Genomic DNA, 13,597 nt, shown 5'->3' with positions numbered 1-13,597 from the left:
ATAGTCAGCCCAGCTTTCAGAGGGAAACGCGCGCAGAGGTTCTGCGTGCGGTGCTGTGCTGAGAGGCATGGCCAAGGCGTAGGCATTCTGTGGCGTAAGACGGTGCATTAAAACCCGTTATGTCCGCCTATGCGGCTGTTTGCTAGAATAGCCTCTTCCGTTTCGGTGGTCTGTTGAAGATTTTCCAGATCATAGTCGAGTTAAAAAAAAGCCTTACGTGAGATTGCCCGAGCGCCGATGCCTTCTATGAGGCACACAGCAAAGGAATCGATTGTTATTGAATCGTTCCCATCAATGCAGCCAGATGACGGGCGGTTGCCTTAGATGCAGTTTTTCAGCGAAGTTGGGTTCCCTTTTCCCTAAGGCGAACCCTAATTCTTGCGCGGAGCGCCCATTTCACCGAAAATCCGGGCGATTTCGTCCTGCAAATTGCCTTCCTTCGGTGCGGGGTCGGATGTCACGGTGGCTTGAGGATTGGCACCGGGCGGCATTCTGAGAGGCGCAATGGCGCGGGCAACCGGTGGTTCAACGGTTGGTTTTGGACGCGCCGCTGGCTGGGTCAGAATTTCGCCGTCGAGGATCTTTTCAAATTCACTTTTCAGAGTGTCGAGGTCCGGCCCGGAATCTTCCTGCGGGGTTTTCTCGGCATTAGGCTCAGGTGACAGGTCGATCTCGTCGGGCGGGGTCGGCCTCTTGTAGCGATCTGCGGAAAAAGGTTCGACCCGTGCTTTCAATACCCGTTCGCGCGCAGCATCCAGCAACACGCTGGCCTCCTGAGGGGATGTCGTCGCGGGAGCAACCCGAGGCTCGGAAACTGGCATCGACACGTCGGCGGGCTTGCTCGCCATCATGGGCGGCTCAACGTCCGGTGCGGTGTCAGCTGGTGCCTCGTTGCGACCAGCGCCCGATGGCGGGCTGATAACCGGCGCCGCAGAATGTCGCGGCGACGAAACACCGGTCACAGGCTCGGCGTTGATGGTCTCGGTTGACCGCGGCTCGGCTCTGACATTTGACGCCATCGGAATTTCCGGGGCTGCCACCGTAGACACAGGTTCCGGGGCTGCTTGCCGGTTCTCGGCCTGCGCTACCGCCTGAGTGACTGGAGCCTTTGTTGATTGAGCCTGCGGTGTCTGAGCCTGCTCTGGCGTAATCTGGGGTGCGGCGGGTTGCGGCGGGCGTTCAACGCTCTGTGGACGCTGGATATTGTCGTCAGGTGTGGGCTTTAGCGCGGCGGGGGCCTGCACAGGTTTTTGCCCAGCAGGCTGCGGGGCAGGCGGTGCGGGCATTGCCTGGACGGCTGTGGATAGGGTCTCCTGAGTCGGAGCCGCCGCAACCGGTCTCGCAACTGGCTTCTGAGGCTGTGCAGAGACTGGTTGCGGACGCGGCTCCTGCCGTGTCGGTTGGGTTTCCAGTCGTGAGGGCGGTGTCTGCAACGCGGCTTGCGTCGCCGGTTCGGTTTGCTTGGCTTGGCGGGAGGCAAGAGCAGCCAATTCCTGAGCCTTGAGGAGCTCCTGGTTCCTGGCAAGTGCCTCATTGGCGGCAAGCTCCCCGGCCAGATAGGCCTTAGGCTCGCCAATGCCGCTTTCGACCACGATATCAGTCGGGCCGCCGATCAGGATGAGATGCTCGATATTGTCGCGGCGAATCAACACCAGTCGGCGGCGAGCATCCACGGCGGCGGCATCCAGCACCTGCAAGCGTGGTTGGCGATTGCGCCCACCGCGCACGAATGGCGACGGCGCCCGGTTTTTGAGGATCCACAATATCACGACCAGCACGGCGAGGGCGAGAAACACCCCACCGGCGGCGATCAGGAAGCGGCTGCCATAGGCGTTGAGAATATCGTCCATCATGGTGGCTGTCTCCGTCCGAGTATCGGTGGTCATTCAACGCTATTTTCGACTTTGCCTTTGAAAAAGAGGCAAAGCTATGCGGGCTCTATATGGCGCATCGCACCATGGCCAAGCAAGCTCCGGCATTTATTCCCTGCCTATTTATTGCGATTGCCCACGAAGTGAAGGGGTAAGGTGCCGAAGATCTGCGCCAGATTGCACCTGAGAGTGTGGGATTGGCTGTGAATGGCTGGCAATGGTGGCCTTGCTGCGCTTTTTGCTGCCCATTCAAGTTGGTAAAGATGTTGCTAACCGTGATTCCCGGCAATGGCGACGGGACAGGCCGTGCGAGACCGGCTATCGTGGTGGCAATGCTGCCGGATACAAAGCACCGGATGGATAAGGTGCCGGGTGACAAGGCGCCGAATAACAAGGCAAATGAACGCCGAGATGAGGACCGAATGACAAACCAGCAGCACACAGACGAAAGCGTAGGCCCGCTGGTGGATCGCAGGCCGAGTAGCGGGGCCGCGTTTCGCATCGTCATCCTGGCCTTTGTTCTGCTGGCCGCCGCCGCCGCCTTCGTGGTTTTCAAGAACTCGCTGGACAACCAGATCGTGCTGGGTGTGCTGGGCGTCCTGGCCATTGTCGGTATTTTTTTCCTGGTCTCGGCGATCATCGGGTTTATCGAAGTCATGCCGCAAACGCCCTCGGACGGTCTTGGCCGCGCCTTCCTCGACAGCCAGAGCGAGGGAACGCTGGTCACCGATCCGCGTGGGCACATTATTTATGCCAATGCCGCCTATGGCCGGATGACCGGCGCGCGCCGGGCGACAGACGTACAGACTCTGGAAGCGCTGTTGTCTCGCCATCGTGAGGCTGGTGAAGCGCTTTACCGGCTGATCAATGGCTTGCGCGAAGACCGGGACGGGCAGGAGGAGTTTCGGCTGCTAAAACCGCTCGGACCGTTTTCCGGCAATGGTTCCGGCGCGCATTGGTACCGGTTGCGGGCTCGCCGTCTGGTGGAGAAGGGGCCACACAAAGGCCTTCAGATATGGCAGATTGCCGACATTACCGCCGACCGTGATGACCAGGAGCGGTTTTTCAAGGAATTACAGAACGCGATCGATTACCTCGATCATGCGCCAGCCGGCTTCTTTTCGGCTGGTCGCAAGGGCGAGATCTTCTATCTGAACGCCACCCTTTCGGAATGGCTCGGCATCGATCTCACGCAATTTTCGCCAGGCGCCATCTATCTCAAGGACCTTGTTGCAGGCGAGGGCATGGCGCTGATCCAGTCGGTACAGGCCGAACCCGGCCTGTCGAAGACCGCAACGCTCGATCTTGACCTGCGCCGTGCCGATGGCCGCAGTTTTCCAGCCCGCCTTGTCCATAGGGTTCGTTCGGCCCGCGATGGCGCGCCGGGGGAGAGCCGGACGATCGTGCTGGCCCGTCAGGAGGTCATTGCCGGTGACCGTTCGGATTCCTCTGCCTCCATGCGCTTCACCCGGTTTTTCAATAATACGCCGATGGCAATTGCCTCGGTGGACGGGCAGGGGCGCATCCTGCGCACCAATGCGCCGTTCCTGAAATTCTTTTCGGATGTCGTTTCTCGCGACGATATCGACCGCAAGATCCGGCTGGATGCGGTCCTGCATGATAATGAGCGTCCGGTATTCGCCGAGGCGTTGTCGCAGGCGCGCGACCGGCAGGTAGACATCGCACCGATTGATTCGCGCCATCCCCTGGATGACATGCGCCATTTTCGGTTCTACGTGAACGCGGTCATCGATCAGAGCGACGAAGCGCCGGAAGAGGCGGCCATTGTCTATGCGGTTGACGTCACCGACCAGAAGGCTCTGGAAACCCAGATGGCCCAGACGCAGAAGATGAATGCCGTCGGCACGCTGGCCGGGGGCATCGCCCACGATTTCAACAATGTTCTGACGGCCATTCTTCTGTCTTCCGACCATCTGCTGCTCCAGGCGCGGCCTTCGGATTCGAGCTTTGCCGACCTGATGGAAATCAAGCGCAATGCCAATCGCGCCGCTGTTCTGGTACGCCAATTGCTGGCTTTCTCACGCAAGCAGACCATGCGCCCAACGGTTCTAAACCTGACCGATGTGATCGGCGACCTGCGTATGCTGGTCGACCGGCTGATCTCAGGCACCAATGTCAAGCTGCATGTGGATTACGGACGGGATCTCTGGCCGGTCAAGGCGGATCTTTCTCAATTCGAACAGGTGCTGATCAATCTCTGCGTCAATGCCCGCGATGCCATGCCGCAAGGCGGCAATATCACCATCAGCACCCGCAATGTCACCGGTGTCGAAGCGGCCGCCTATAATCATCGCGGCCTGCCGCATGAGGATTTTGTGCTGATCGAAGTGGCCGACAGGGGCACTGGTATCGCCCCTGAGATCATCGACAAGATCTTCGAACCCTTCTTTACCACCAAGGATGTGGGTAAGGGGACCGGGCTAGGACTTGCCATGGTCTATGGTATCGTCAAACAGTCCGGCGGCTATATCTACCTGGAGTCGGAGGTTGGCGAAGGCACGGCATTCCGGATTTTCCTGCCGCGCCATATTGTTGAGCCTGTTGTCATTGATGCGACCCTTGCACCGGGCGCGCAAGCCCAGCAGGGCAATGGCCGGGTTCTGGCTGCGTCCGAATCCGAAAACTCCAAGGAACCGGACGACCTGACAGGCAAATCCGCCGTGGTTCTGCTGGTAGAGGACGAGGACGCCGTGCGGCGCGGCGGCAAGCGCATGCTGGAAACCAGAGGCTATACGGTCCACGAGGCCTGCTCCGGCGTCGAAGCGCTGGAAATCATGGAGGAACTGGAAGGCAAGGTCGATATTGTCGTATCCGACGTGGTGATGCCGGAAATGGATGGCCCATCGTTGTTGAAGGAATTGCGCAAGACCTATCCGGATATGAAATTCATCTTCGTTTCTGGTTATGCCGAGGATGCTTTTGCGCGAAACCTGCCTGCAGATGCCAAATTCGGCTTCCTGCCGAAACCCTTCTCCCTCAAGCAATTGGCCATCGCCGTTCGCGAAATGCTGGATGCATGAACGGACTGTAGATTGAGAGACGGGGAGAGCCATCATGCGCTTTATAAGGCGTATGATGGCTTGTGGGAGGAGATTTAAGCAGCACCTTGGATGTGCCGATATGGCTTTAAATAAAAACTTTTATTTAGGATAATTATATTCGTGGTTGCCACGCGAAACACCCCGAAATTGCCTTGAATCGATTTCTATAGAAGGAGCCATTGCCCCTGGCTTCGACATCTTTCTGGATTTGCGAATCGATCACGACATATGTGCCAAGGCTTGAAGAAGAGGTCGTTATTTTATGACGTATATGCGTGCGTGTGCATTTGCCAATCGCGAGATGAGACTGGAAAACCGCTCTCGCTTTTCGGCGATTTTTCCCTTGGCATTGGTTCTCGGTCTTTCCGGTTGCGGCTCGGTTCCATTGACGCAATCGGGCTCTCTCAAATCCTATGAAAAGCTAGGGCCGGTCGAGGGCAAAATCGCTAAGTCACGGGTATTTTTGGATCAACAATCGCTGCTGACAGCCCGCTCGATCGCCATTTCACCGACGAAATTATCACCGCAGGCGCGCTCGAAGCTCCATGAATCAGGCAGTGACCGGCTGGTTTCCAACGCGCTGGATCGGGCATTGTGCATCGATCTCAGCGACAGGTTTCTTGTGGTTCGCCCCGGAGAGCCTGCCGATTTGACCGTGCAAGCGGAGATTACCGACATCGTTCCGACCGGCAAGATTGCCGCTGGTGTTTCCAAGGTGACAACGCTTGGAACATCCGCCGTCCTGCCGGTCGGTATTCCCCGTCTTCCCATCGGTCTTGGCGGCCTTGCGGTGGAAGCCGAAGCGCTTACCCCGCAGGGAACACAAGTGGCGGCAATCGTCTGGTCCAGGGGTGCAAACTCGATAACCAATGGCCCTCGCGTCTCCGAAGTCGGCGATGCCTATGGTCTGGCCTCGTCCTTTGCCGGTGAGTTTTCGCAGATGCTGCAAAAAGGCCAGAAACCCTCCGGCATCAACCTATCCTTGCCATCAGGGCAAAAGCTGAAATCGGGACTGGGCGGCGCACCCAAGAATGCCGCCTGCGAAGCCTTCGGGCGGGCACCGGGCATTGGCGGAATGGTTGGAACGATGGTCGGCGCGCCACCATCCTGGTCGGACAAAGCTGGCAAGCAGTAAGGAGACCATCGAGCCTGGAAGCTGATTTTCAGCCTCCAGGTTTCGGTCCAAGCCGTCAGCTTTTGGATGGGCTTTTGTGGCGCAATCCATCCATCAGCAATCCGATCAGCCGATGCGAACGGTCGCGCCATTCCGGGGTGTCGGGCATGGAATAGATGCTGGAGAGGGCGTGCAGCACGTCAGCCTCGCCGATATCGTCGCGAATGAGCTGCTGCTCCTGCGCCTTTGCCATCAGCCGGGCGACCGCATCGCGGATCAGGCCGGAGCCCTCCGCAAACAGGGTGGAATTGGAATTCATAATAATTTTCAAGCTATTGGCCATGCCGCGTTTGGTGGCGATATAGCCAACGAAACGGCGCATCCATTCCTCCAGCGCCATATCGGCGGGAAGTGTTGTCGCAAGCTCCGTCGCCGCTTCTGCCAGGCTTGACAATTCGCGCCGGTAAATCGCCTCGACAAGATGTTCGCGCGTCTGAAAATGGCGGTAAAGCGTGCCAATACCGACGCCTGCCTGCCTTGCGATATCTTCAAGCGAGGTTTCGACGCCTTTTTCAGCAAAGGCGAGGGCTGCAACCTCGACCAATTTCTCCCGGTTTCGCAGGGCATCCGCACGCATTTTAGGTGCCTTCGGCGAAGATGTGTTCGAGGCAGCCGATGCCAAAATTCTGCTCCGGGACAATTGGGGCTTGACGAAAGACGACAAACCGCTAGTTTAAACGGAGGCGCCTCCGTTTAAAAGGGCCTTCCAAGTCATAGTCCAGAAGAGGGGAGGATGTCATGTTAAAAATAGTGCGCATCTCCCGTCCTTCAAGTCGGCATCGTTTCTGACAGCTGAGGCTGTCCACAATCGCCTTTGAAATTTTCGTCCGAGACGGCAAGCGCCATGCGTTTATGCAAACGCATGGCGCCTACTCACTCTTTTAAGCGACAGCACGGAGCTTATCATGCCAGCAACACTTCATCTCAGCTTGACCATCAACGGCGCGGTTCACGAATGTGACGTTGAACCGCGCGTGACCTTGCTTGACGCGCTTCGCGAGCATTTGTCGATGACCGGCACCAAGAAGGGCTGCGATCAGGGTCAGTGCGGCGCCTGCACCTGCCATGTCGATGGCAAGCGGGTCTTGTCCTGCATGATGCTGGCAGCCCAGGCGGAAGGCCATGCGATCACCACGATAGAAGGCATTGCGGCGCCGAATGGCGAATTGCATCCGGTTCAAACAGCTTTTCTGGAACAGGATGCCTTTCAATGCGGTTATTGTACACCCGGCCAGATCATGTCGGCTGTGGCATGCATCCGCGAGGGGCATGCGGGATCGGATGCGGAAATTCGCGAATATATGTCTGGAAACCTCTGTCGCTGCGGGGCCTATAACAGCATCGTGGCGGCGGTGCGTGACGCGGCGGAGGCTGCATGATGAAGAGCTTTTCCTATAGCCGGGCATCGTCGATACAAGCAGCCCGTGAGGCAACGCACCAACCAAAGACCACGCTGCTGGCCGGTGGTACGAGCTTGCTTGACCTTGCCAAATCCGGTGTTGCGGAGCCGGATAATGTCCTCGATATCAGCCATCTGGCCGGACTTGGCACCATTACCGTAAACGAAACTGGAGCCACCATTGGCACCCTGGCCAGAATGTCCACCGTGGCCGACCATCCTGCCATAAAGGCGCGGTTCCCAGCTGTTGCGCAATCGCTGTCTCTGGCGGCGTCGGCCCAGTTGCGCAATATGGCGACGGTTGGTGGCAATCTCATGCAACGGACCCGCTGTTCCTATTTCCGTGATCCTGGCACATTTGCAGCCTGCAACAAGCGCGCACCGGGTTCCGGCTGTTCAGCCATCGGCGGCGTGACCCGGAACCATGCAGTGCTTGGCACCAGCGATCTCTGCATTGCCAGCTATCCCGGCGATCTTGCCGTGGCGCTGACCGCCTTTGATGCCACGGTGGATGTGGGTGAGCGGCAAATCGCTATCGACGATTTCTTTTTGCCCTATGGCGATGCGCCCCATCTCGAAACCCTGTTGAAGCCGGGAGAAATGATCCTTTCCATTGCCATTCCGGCATCCGCTGCGGCTGAAAATTCCACCTATCTGAAGATCCGCGACCGTCAGTCCTACGAATTCGCCGCAGCCAGTACGGCCGTTGGCCTGGAACTGGAAGAGGATGGCCGCACGATCCGGGATATTCGCATTGCGCTTGGTGGCGTGGCCAGCAAACCATGGCGGGTCCGCGCCGTTGAACAGGCGCTGACCGGCAAGCTGCTTGAGCCGCAAACCGTGGAGCAGGCCAGCCGGCTGTCGATGGAAGGCGCGGTATCGCAGGGCGATAATCACCACAAGATCCAACTGGCGCCGCGCGTTATCGCCCGCGCCGTCCTCACTCTGGGAGGTCTCGCATGACGATAGTGACAGCACGCAAGCACGGCGATGCCGCAGACGGCGCGGTCGGTGGCCGTCTTTCGCGGTTCGAAGGACAGAGAAAGATCACTGGGGCTGCGACCTATGCGCTGGAATACCCAGTGGAGAACGCCGCCCATGCGGTTCTGGTGCAAAGCACGATTGCGTCCGGTCGGGTGGTATCGATTGATACAACAGCAGCCAAGGCTGCACCGGGCGTGCTGATGGTGTTGACACCGCAGGACGACCTCGGCCTGATCACCGCGTCTGATTGGTACGGAAATCGACCTGATAACCAGCCCTATTATCCCCTGTCGAATACGGTAAGCTTCAATGGCCAATCGATTGCAGCCGTCATCGCCGAAAGCCGGGAGCAGGCAGCCGAAGCAGCGAAGCTGGTTCGTGTCGTCTATGAAGAAACTACGGCAACCAATGGACTGGACGATCCAAATTCCGGTCCAGGCAAGCCGATGGACAATCTTAACGTATCCTGGGGTGATGCCGAGGCTGCGCTGGCAGCTTCTGCTGTGCGCATTGAAGCTGAATATCGGACACCGCGCGAATACCATGTCGCCATGGAGCCGCATGGCCTGACCGCTCAGTGGGACGAGGACCGGTTGACGCTTTGGGAGCCGAGCCAATGGACCCACGGCATGGCACGCAGCTACGCCGAATGGTTCGGCCTGCCGCTGGAGAATGTCCGTATCATCTCACCGTTTATTGGTGGCGGTTTCGGCTCCAAGGGCGGGGCGCTGGCCTATGGTGCTGTGGCAGCGGCAGCGGCGAGAAAGCTGGACCGTCCCGTCAAACTGGCCGTGACCCGGCCACAGAATTTCACCAGTTACGGTGGACGTGCCGCGACGCGCCAGACCATTGCCCTGGGTGCAACGCAAGACGGGATTTTGCAGGCAATCCTTCATCGCGGCGCCAGTGAGACTTCCACCTACATGGATTATCCAGAGCAGACCGGCGCTGCGACACCGATCCTCTACAAGGTGGAGAATTTCAGTTCCGAGCATCGCGTTGTGCCAGTCAATACCGTCACGCCAGGCGCTTTACGGGGGCCAGGCAAAAACCCGAGCGCCTTTGGCATTGAATGCGCCATGGACGAACTGGCCGCTGCCATCGGTATGGACCCACTGGAAATCCGCCTGAAAAACTATGCTGACCGCGATTATCAATCGGGCAAGCCGTGGTCCACGCGCCAATTGCGTGAGGCCCTCATCCAAGGCGCCGAGGCCTTTGGCTGGTCACGGCGCAGTGCTCAACCCCGGACCATGCGCGACGGACGCCAACTGATCGGCTGGGGCATCGGCTGCGGAACCTTCCCGGTGATCCGCGCGCCGAGCGAAGCGATGATCCGCATTCTGGCGAATGGGCGCGTTGAGGTGGTCAGCGGCGCCATAGACATGGGGCAGGGTACCTACACGATCCTTGCCCAGACTGCTTCCGAAGCGCTGGGCGTGCCTGTCGAGCAGATTGACGTTGTGCTTGGCGATTCCAGGCTACCGGGATCGGCTATTGCCGGTGGGTCGATGTTGGCCGGGTCGATTACTGGCGCTGTCCATAAGGCCGCATTGGCTGCCCGCGACGAAATCCTGGCGCTTGCCCTGAACGACACCAATTCGCCGTTCCGCGAGACCGGCGCCAATATTTTGACATTGAGCGATGGCCGGATTGCCATGTCGCGCGGTGAGGGTCCTTCGATCACCCTGCCCGAGCTGATGACAGCCCTGAACACAGATGAGATTGAAGTGCGGCGCAATACGCTGCCCGACGATGCCCAAAGTGCCGCCGACCATAAGGGCGCCTGGACCAGCATGGCAAGAGTGCAAGGCCCGACCATGGGCGACACGTCCATGCACAGTTGGTGCGCTCACTTCGTCGAGGTTCGGGTCGATGAGGATTTTGGCACTGTTCGGGTGTCGCGCATGGTTTCCGCCTTCGATTGCGGACGGCTTTACAATCCGAAAATGGTGGAAAGCCAATGGCGCGGTGGCATCATCATGGGTATCGGCCAGGCTTTGCTGGAGGAGGGGTTGGTGGATAGCCGCAATGGGCGCGTCGTCAACAATAATATGGCGGATTATCTCGTGCCGACCAATGCCGACATTCCCGATATCCAAGTGATTTCAGTGGGTGTACCTGACTACGAAGCCTCTGCGCTTGGCGGCAAAGGCGTCGGCGAAGTCGGGATTGTCGGTGTCGCGCCTGCTATCGCCAATGCTGTCTTCCATGCCACCGGCAAGCGTGTCCGCGATCTGCCGATCACTCTGGAAAAGCTCATCTGAGGAAAGGCTTCCCTTAAATACCGTCGGCGCGGCCTGCGCCGACGGTATGACGAAGGGCAAGAAAGTGGTGCCTGAATGAACAACACATCCCAAACAGTCTTCAGGACCTTGGTACCTGAAAGGGCATTTTCGACAGATAGTGCCGCGGATATATTACGGTTCGCGATTGACTGTCTCGACGGCGGGGCAGGAGTCGCATTGGCCACGCTTATAGAGATCCGGGGTGGCTCGGCCCGCGCACTCGGCGCGCATATGGCGATCCGCGACGATGGCCGTTATTGCGGCTTCGTCTCCGGCGGCTGCATAGAGGCGGCGGTGGCCAGCGAAGCGGTGGACGCTATTGGCGAAGGCACGGACCGCCACGTTCTGTTTGGCGAAGGATCGCCGTTTTTCGATATCGTGCTGCCCTGTGGCGGCGGCATCACCATCGCTATCCACGTTCTTCGCCACAGCGCGCCGATCCGCAACGTACTTGATAGCCTTGAAAACCGGTCTCTAGCCGGTCTGCGCTACGAACCGTCGAAACAGGCCTTAACAGCAATTGAGGCGCCGAAACGCACCGGTTGGGAAAGCGGACGTTTCGTCACGGTCTACCGTCCAAAGGCGCGGATTTTTCTGTCAGGCCGGTCTATCGAAGTTGATACGACAGCCAGGATCGCCGAGGCTGCGGGCTACGAGGTTTATCGTCACGATAACGCCAACCTTGAGCCGGATGTCAGCCGGATTGATGCAGATACGGCAGTGGCGCTTCTGCACCACGATATCGATTTGGAAATACCGGTTCTTCAGGCAGCACTTGGCGCTGAGCCTTTCTATCTCGGCGCGCTCGGCAGCGCCAGAACCCATGCACGGCGGATGGAACGGCTGCGAGACCTCGGATACAGTGAAACCGACTTAGCCCGCATCAAATCACCCATCGGCATCTTCAATAGAGCCCGGGATGCCCAGTCCTTGGCATTGTCCGTGCTGGCTGATCTTGCCGCCACTCGAGTTGCCCGGTTCGGGTAATTCTCATTCTTTGGATAGCAAATAGTTCCATAATCTATCTTATCTAACCTTGGTATGTAGGGGGGGTAGATTCCACTTTCAAATGCAACGAAGGTCTACGAAAGGTTTCGATCGATAACGCGGAACGCTTGTTGGCACTGCTACGCTGTAAGGTCATGAAGATCGGTCGTTATCGCCGCGCCTATTGTGAACTCTGAGAACCGAACATTCAGCCCCCCTCGTTCCGGCGTACACGCAGTCAAGCCGACGAGATAACGAGAAGCCTCTGGAAACGGAGCAAGGCGCAGTAGCGGCCACACCTTCCCATCTGACGATGCCTGAATGCGCATCGCGCCTTCCTTCAGTGTAATCCGAATATAGAAATCTTCGAGGTCTTTGAAAGGCTGAGACACTGACCAGTCAGATTTCCCGTCAGTGATGACTGTACTCAGGAAGCGTTCTCCATCGGTGAACTCCACACCGGTCTTGACCCATCGATTTTCGTCAATGCGCACCATAAGGCCAGCTTGATCATAGAGAGACCTGAACTCCCCCTGGACGCGGACACACGCCGTGAATCCATCGTCAACGGGAGTACCGAGGAAATGCCCGCTGTCGCGCGTAAATCCGTAATGGGTCTTCCGCCAGAAATCAGTGTTCGCATCGGTCGTCAGAGTAAGGCCAGTTTTAGTGGCCTGCCATACCGCCGGTTGATTGAGCCAACTGGCCTCTTTGAGATTAACGTCCACGAGTTGTCCTCCTTAAATTGACCTTCACCCTCCGGAAACCGTTGTGCTGAAAGTAAGCAACCTGCTCAACAACAGGCCCGGCTCAACAACAAGCATGGACCCAGCGCAGCACAAACGCCCCTTAGACGTCACCCACATGCATCAACATCCTTGCAGCAATGTGGCGCTCCGAAGGATAGCCGAAGGCGTTGTTGATGTAGGTGCGCCCGTCCTTGACGGTACGGCGGTTGAGGTGGCTGTGACCGTAGATATGCAGGTGCGAACCAAGAGCCGCGATCCTGTCTTCCAACCGGCTGGAACCAAGGACGGGATAAAGGAAACGGTATTTTTCCGGCATGCGTTCCGGCATCAGATCGATGCGTGGCAGGAAATGCGAGAAAGACAGGATCGAGGAAAATCCTGATGTATCGGGCTCCGCATTGCCACTGTCGAAAAACCGGCTGACCTCGTCATCGGAGCCGCCTTCCCAATCACAGCGCCGGTAATCCATCCAGGCCTGTTTGAGGATGGAGCCGGGCGGGCCGAAGGAGTAATCGTACCAGCCAAACAGCGGGACGATCAACGTGTTGCCGAGTGCCAGTGGCTCCATGCCGATATCCAGATCGGCGCAGGCAGCTCGCAGCCGCTGGAATTTGTCGAAGGATGAGCCCTGCCCTTCGGCATCAACCCAGAGATCGTGATTGCCCGGCACATACAGAACCTTGAAAAATCGCTGGGCCAGGAGTTCCATGACAGTCTGAAACAGCGCCATGCCGTTTGCCACATCGCCGGCAACGATCAGCACGTCCTGCCGGTAGTCGCGCGTCGAGATCTGCCGGAGCCAGTCCATGTTCTCTTGATGGTCCGCATGAAAATCCGATCCGACAAAAATCCGCATATGCTCTCCAGCTCGATGTCCTGTTGGTTCTCATGTCATTTTTGCCCATTTTGCGCCACCCATCATGCGTGAGGATGAAACCACCGGGGCTATTGGAATTGACGCTCAAACCGCGCCAGCTATTACTCTTGTCCGTCTGTCGGCAACTTTAAATAAAACTACTTTGTCAAATACCCAACTTAGACTTGATGGCTCGAAAATACCCCTTGTAAATCTCAGGTATCTCA

At 58.0% G+C, this 13,597-nt stretch carries 10 protein-coding genes; 6 read left to right on the top strand and 4 right to left on the bottom strand.

The features are described 5' to 3' along the window. Positions 1–371 precede the first annotated feature (371 nt). On the bottom strand, positions 372–1,853 hold the full coding sequence (locus tag FS819_RS07795) for a flagellar biosynthetic protein FliO (RefSeq protein WP_197435824.1): 1,482 nt from the start codon (positions 1,851–1,853) through the stop codon (positions 372–374). Between the two features lie 281 nt (positions 1,854–2,134). On the opposite strand from FS819_RS07795, the gene cckA reads away from it, so the two are divergent. Further along, complete coding sequence (gene cckA / locus FS819_RS07790; protein WP_409050042.1) at positions 2,135–4,912, top strand: cell cycle histidine kinase CckA; 2,778 nt, start codon at positions 2,135–2,137, stop codon at positions 4,910–4,912. Positions 4,913–5,234: 322 nt separating this feature from the next. Then, the gene (locus FS819_RS07785) at positions 5,235–6,068 is read left to right on the top strand and encodes a DUF3313 domain-containing protein (protein WP_197434065.1); all 834 of its coding nucleotides are present in this window, start codon (positions 5,235–5,237) and stop codon (positions 6,066–6,068) included. Between the two features lie 55 nt (positions 6,069–6,123). Here FS819_RS07785 and FS819_RS07780 read toward each other — a convergent pair whose 3' ends face one another. Beyond that, positions 6,124–6,684, bottom strand: a complete 561-nt coding sequence (locus FS819_RS07780; protein ID WP_156547672.1) for a TetR/AcrR family transcriptional regulator — start codon at positions 6,682–6,684, stop codon at positions 6,124–6,126. Between the two features lie 328 nt (positions 6,685–7,012). Here FS819_RS07780 and FS819_RS07775 point away from each other — a divergent pair, with 328 nt between their 5' ends. The 4 genes from FS819_RS07775 (at position 7,013) to FS819_RS07760 (ending at position 11,765) form a co-directional block, all read left to right on the top strand. Next, positions 7,013–7,486 carry a (2Fe-2S)-binding protein gene (locus tag FS819_RS07775; protein ID WP_156547673.1) on the top strand — a complete coding sequence of 158 codons (474 nt, stop codon included), beginning with the start codon at positions 7,013–7,015 and terminating at the stop codon, positions 7,484–7,486. Then, positions 7,486–8,469, top strand: coding sequence for an FAD binding domain-containing protein (locus FS819_RS07770; RefSeq protein WP_156547902.1), 984 nt, complete (start codon positions 7,486–7,488; stop codon positions 8,467–8,469). The genes FS819_RS07775 and FS819_RS07770 overlap by 1 nt, the downstream gene beginning before the upstream one ends. Then, positions 8,466–10,757: a xanthine dehydrogenase family protein molybdopterin-binding subunit gene (locus FS819_RS07765; protein ID WP_156547674.1), complete on the top strand. Its 2,292-nt coding sequence runs from the start codon at positions 8,466–8,468 to the stop codon at positions 10,755–10,757. Before FS819_RS07770 ends, FS819_RS07765 begins: the two co-directional genes overlap by 4 nt. 75 nt (positions 10,758–10,832) lie before the next feature. Then, the gene (locus FS819_RS07760) at positions 10,833–11,765 is read left to right on the top strand and encodes an XdhC family protein (RefSeq protein ID WP_156547675.1); all 933 of its coding nucleotides are present in this window, start codon (positions 10,833–10,835) and stop codon (positions 11,763–11,765) included. A gap of 140 nt (positions 11,766–11,905) precedes the next feature. On the opposite strand, the gene FS819_RS07755 is transcribed toward FS819_RS07760, so the two are convergent. After that, on the bottom strand, positions 11,906–12,493 hold the full coding sequence (locus FS819_RS07755) for a DUF1349 domain-containing protein (RefSeq protein ID WP_234624419.1): 588 nt from the start codon (positions 12,491–12,493) through the stop codon (positions 11,906–11,908). Positions 12,494–12,614: 121 nt separating this feature from the next. Then, positions 12,615–13,370 carry a metallophosphoesterase gene (locus FS819_RS07750; RefSeq protein ID WP_156547676.1) on the bottom strand — a complete coding sequence of 252 codons (756 nt, stop codon included), beginning with the start codon at positions 13,368–13,370 and terminating at the stop codon, positions 12,615–12,617. Between the last annotated feature and the right edge of the window lie 227 nt (positions 13,371–13,597).

This window comes from Allorhizobium sp. Av2 (genome assembly GCF_021462805.2).
Classification (GTDB): Bacteria; Pseudomonadota; Alphaproteobacteria; order Rhizobiales; family Rhizobiaceae; genus Allorhizobium; species Allorhizobium vitis_G.
Note: the sequence above shows the minus strand (reverse complement) of the source record. Positions and strands in the feature narration are given on the sequence as shown.